At 62.4% G+C, this 2562-nt stretch carries 3 protein-coding genes; all 3 read right to left on the bottom strand.

The window, feature by feature from the left end:
* Positions 1-25: 25 nt before the first annotated feature.
* The 3 genes from tnpC to tnpA are packed head-to-tail and all read right to left on the bottom strand — an operon-like array spanning position 26 to position 2481.
* The gene (gene tnpC / locus ACRQ1B_RS29105) at positions 26-1681 is read right to left on the bottom strand and encodes an IS66 family transposase (protein ID WP_432297839.1); all 1656 of its coding nucleotides are present in this window, start codon (positions 1679-1681) and stop codon (positions 26-28) included.
* A gap of 45 nt (positions 1682-1726) precedes the next feature.
* Complete coding sequence (tnpB, locus tag ACRQ1B_RS29100; protein WP_037103542.1) at positions 1727-2074, bottom strand: IS66 family insertion sequence element accessory protein TnpB; 348 nt, start codon at positions 2072-2074, stop codon at positions 1727-1729.
* Complete coding sequence (gene tnpA, locus ACRQ1B_RS29095) at positions 2071-2481, bottom strand: IS66-like element accessory protein TnpA (protein WP_432297837.1); 411 nt, start codon at positions 2479-2481, stop codon at positions 2071-2073. The genes tnpB and tnpA overlap by 4 nt, the downstream gene beginning before the upstream one ends.
* Between the last annotated feature and the right edge of the window lie 81 nt (positions 2482-2562).

The following is a 2562-nucleotide window of genomic DNA, read 5'->3' as shown; positions in this document are numbered from 1 at the left end:
GTAAGCATCCGGCGGAGGCCGCAGGTCAGGCCGCCTGAGCACTCAGCGTCTTGGGTGTCCAGTTCCACGGCAGCAATTGCTCCAGCCTGCTGATCGGTGTGTCCGCAATGTTGGCGAGGGCGTCGGCAAGCCAAGCCTGCGGATCGATGTCGTTGAGCTTGGCGCTTATGATCAGCGTCGCCATGAATGCGGCGCGATCGGCACCACGATCTGATCCGGCGAAGAGCCATGACTTCCGTCCGAGTGCAAAGCCCCGTAGCGCGCGCTCGGCGGCATTGTTTGTGAGACAAATCCGGCCGTCGTTGAGGAAGGACGTGAAGCCGTCCCAGCGCTTCAGCATGTAGTCGACGGCCTCTGCGACGGGAGAACTGCGTGAAAGCTTTGCCCGCTCGGTTTGGAGCCAGCCGTGTAGTTCTTCGACGAGCGGCTGGCTGACGTGGCGTCGGTGCTCCAGTCGTTGCTCGGCGCTAAGGCCGTTGATCTCGCGTTCGATATCGAACAGCGCGTCTATGCGCTTGACGGCCTCCAACGCCATCGGCGAGATCGGCGCAGTTTTGCCGCCACGTTTGGCATTCATGGCGATGTCGGCGAGCACGAAGAACTTGCGACGGGAATGCGCCCAACACAGTGCCTGCGTCAGAGCACCAGGATTGCGATCAATTTTGAACAGCGGATTGTAGCCGCCATAGGCATCCGCCTGCAGAATGCCGGTGAAAGTCTTCAGGTGTCGCTCGGGATGCTCCTGTCGCCGGTCTCGCGATGCGTAGAACAAAGCCGCAGGCGGTGACAGCCCGCCAAACGGTCGGTCATCCCGGACATAGGCCCAGATGCGGCCCGTATCAGTCTTTCCCTTCGCCAGGATCGGCACGGTCGTGTCGTCGCCATGCAGTCGCTCGGCGGCCAGGACATGGGCCTCGATCAACGAATGGATTGGCTTCAGGGCCGCAGCACACGCGCCGACCTGATCGGCAAGCGTCGACAGGCTGAGATCGACGCCCTCACGGGCATAGCGCTCACTCTGCCGGTTGAGCGGCTGATGCTGGGCGAACTTCTCGAACAGGATCATCGCCAGCAGGTTGGGTCCGGCAAAACCGCGCGGCGTAACATGGAAGGGCGCTGGCGGCTGGGTGATCTTCTCGCATTCGCGGCAGGAGAACTTCTCCCGTACGGTCTGAATGACCTTCCACTGACGAGGGACGACCTCCAGGGTCTCGGTGATATCCTCTCCGAGCTTCGACAGCTTGGCCGAGCCGCAGCAGGAGCAGTTTGTAGGAGCAGCGATGACGACACGCTCGCGCGGTAGATGCTCGGGAAACGGCTTGCGTGAAGGACGCTTGCGCTCGAAGGCTCTGACGTTCGAAGCATTGGCTGCGATCTCTGCTGCCACTTCATCTTCGCCAGCATCAGCCTCCAACTCCTCGAGCTGCAGTTCCATCTGTTCGAGAAGCCGTGCTTTGCGCTCGGAGCGGCTGCCGTAGAGCTCGCGGCGGACCTTCTCGATCTCCAGCTTCAACCGCGCGATCAACGCCTCGGAATGCGACACGAGCGCCTTCGCGCTGGCGGCCTCCGCTTTGGCGGTCGCTGCCTCTGCCTCGGCCGTGATGCGTCGAGCACGCTCCGCCGCCAGGGCCGCAAGGGCGCTGGCAAGGTCGTCAGGAAGCTGTTCAGCCGCATCGTTCATAAACTGATGGAATCATATTCGACCCCACCATTCCAGCATTTTTGCTCATCCGGCGGAGGTCGGTCGCCAAGTTTTTTGCGGCATCCGCCAGTCGATACCTTCCAGCAAATACCCGAGCTGCCCGGGGGTAATCACCACCGTCCCATCGGCCGCCGACGGCCATATGAAGCGTCCGCGCTCCAGCTTCTTCGTGAACAGGCAGGCTCCCTGGCCATCATGCCAGATGACCTTGATCAGGCCACCGCCACGACCGCGGAAGACGAACAGATGCCCGCACATCGGATCGCGCTTCAGCGTCTCTTGCACCATCAGCGACAGACCGGGAAAGCCTTTGCGCATGTCCGTATGGCCGGTCGCCAGCCAGACCTTCACACCAGCAGGAACCGGGATCATCGCCGACCCAGTACACAGTCGAGAATGCGACCGAGCACCTCCGTGTCGATGTCACTGTCCACGCGGACACGGCGACCGCGACCCAGCTCAATCGTCACATCGCTACGCTTCCGGCGTGGTTGCGACGGGATCGGCGCTTCTAAGGCGGCGGGCTGGGCTGCCGGCGCGGCCTCCGACACGATCACAGGCACCAAGGTGTTCGCCACCTGAAGCGACGGCTCCTCGATCCGGCAGAGTTCCTTGCGCCACCGAAAGAGCTGGCTCACGTGGATGCCGGCCGCACGGGCGATCTCGGAAAGAACCGCACCAGGCTCAAGGCAGGCCGCAACGAGCTGCTCTTTGTCCTCGCGAGACCAGCGCCGCCGGCGCTCCACAGACGTGATGACTTCAATCGAATGCTTGGTCATAGGACTACTCCTAGTGTTTGCACTAGGACTTCCGATGTTCGCATCAACCTCGCAAGACGGCCCTCACCGGAGGCTTACCCC

The sequence above is a fragment of the Endobacterium panacihumi genome, assembly GCF_050847465.1.
GTDB lineage: Bacteria > Pseudomonadota > Alphaproteobacteria > Rhizobiales > Rhizobiaceae > Neorhizobium > Neorhizobium panacihumi.
The sequence above is the reverse complement of the archived record's forward strand: the minus strand, read 5'-3'. Positions and strand labels throughout refer to the sequence as shown.

Bases quoted from the DNA above. Each gene is read 5' to 3' on its own strand.
- tnpA (WP_432297837.1), bottom strand. From the start codon at position 2,481: ATGACCAAGCATTCGATTGAAGTCATCACGTCTGTGGAGCGCCGGCGG.
- tnpC (WP_432297839.1), bottom strand. From the start codon at position 1,681: ATGAACGATGCGGCTGAACAGCTTCCTGACGACCTTGCCAGCGCCCTT.
- tnpB (WP_037103542.1), bottom strand. From the start codon at position 2,074: ATGATCCCGGTTCCTGCTGGTGTGAAGGTCTGGCTGGCGACCGGCCAT.